The 1,178-nt window shown below is 72.2% G+C and carries 1 protein-coding gene and 1 rRNA gene; both read left to right on the forward strand.

Annotated features, from left to right (window positions below; genetic code table 11):
- Nucleotides 1-71, forward strand: a 5S ribosomal RNA gene (gene rrf / locus O2W20_RS22860); the annotation flags it as partial.
- 375 nt (nucleotides 72-446) lie between these two features.
- On the forward strand, nucleotides 447-1,178 hold a 732-nt coding region (locus O2W20_RS22645), incomplete at its 3' end, for a hypothetical protein (protein ID WP_269185534.1).

Below are 1,178 nucleotides of genomic sequence, written 5' to 3' on the forward strand. Positions count from 1 at the left end.
CGGAAGCTAAGCCTTTCAGCGCCGATGGTACTGCCCGGGGGACCGGGTGGGAGAGTAGGACGCCGCCGGACATAACTTCACGAAACGGGGGTCGGAGCATTGCGCTCCGGCCCCCGTTTTGTGCGTTTGTCCGCTTTCGTCGACCGACCGGATCGAGCCGCTACCGCGGTGAGCCGGGTGGATGCGATGCCGTACAGGTGCCCCCCACCGGGCGTGCGCCGTTCACCAGTGAGGTACGTAGAACACCATGACTTCTCCGCGACGAGGGCCGTCAGGGTCAGATCGAGGTCGTAGCGCCGGCGGCAGTGGCGGCCCAGCCCGTCAGGGTGGCGCCGGCCGTCCGCAGCGCCCCGCCGGACACCGCGGGTCCCGTCCGACCGAGGGCAATCGTGGAGCGCGGCCCGCCGACGGCAGCCGTGGCGCTGCCAACGGCCGCGGGTCGTCACGTGACGATCGCCCGAGCGCACCCGGCGGTCCTGGAGGCGAGTGGCGCGATCGGCGTCCCACTGGCGAGCGGTCTTCCGGCGGTCGATCCGGCGGCGGTCGTCCTCAGGGTTCGGGTGGTCCGCAGGGGCAGGGTCGCCCGCAGGGTGATCGCCCGTCGTGGCAAGACCGTCGCCCGGGTGGAGACCGTCCCCAGGGTGGTGGTCGTCCGCAGGGTGATCGTCCGCAGGGTGCCGGTCGTCCGCAGGGTGATCGTCCTTCCTGGCAGGACCGTCGTCCCGGCGGTGACCGTCCGCAGGGTGGTGGGCGTCCGCACGGTGCCGGTCGTCCGCAGGGTGATCGTCCTTCCTGGCAGGACCGTCGCCCGAGTGGTGACCGTCCGCAGGGGCAGGGTCGTCCGCAGGGTGATCGTCCCGCGTGGCAGGACCGTCGCCCGAGTGGTGACCGTCCGCAGGGGCAGGGTCGTCCGCAGGGTGATCGTCCTTCCTGGCAGGACCGTCGTCCCGGCGGTGACCGTCCGCAGGGTGGTGGGCGTCCGCAGGGTGATCGTCCGGCGTGGCAGGACCGTCGTCCCGCCGGTGATCGTCCGCAGGGTGGTGGGCGTCCGCAGGGTGATCGTCCGGCGTGGCAGGACCGTCGTCCCAGTGGTGATCGTCCGCAGGGTGGTGGGCGTCCGCAGGGTGATCGTCCGGCGTGGCAGGACCGTCGTCCCAGTGGTGATCGTCCGCAGGGTG

This window comes from Modestobacter sp. VKM Ac-2982 (genome assembly GCF_026967935.1).
Classification (GTDB): Bacteria; Actinomycetota; Actinomycetes; order Mycobacteriales; family Geodermatophilaceae; genus Modestobacter.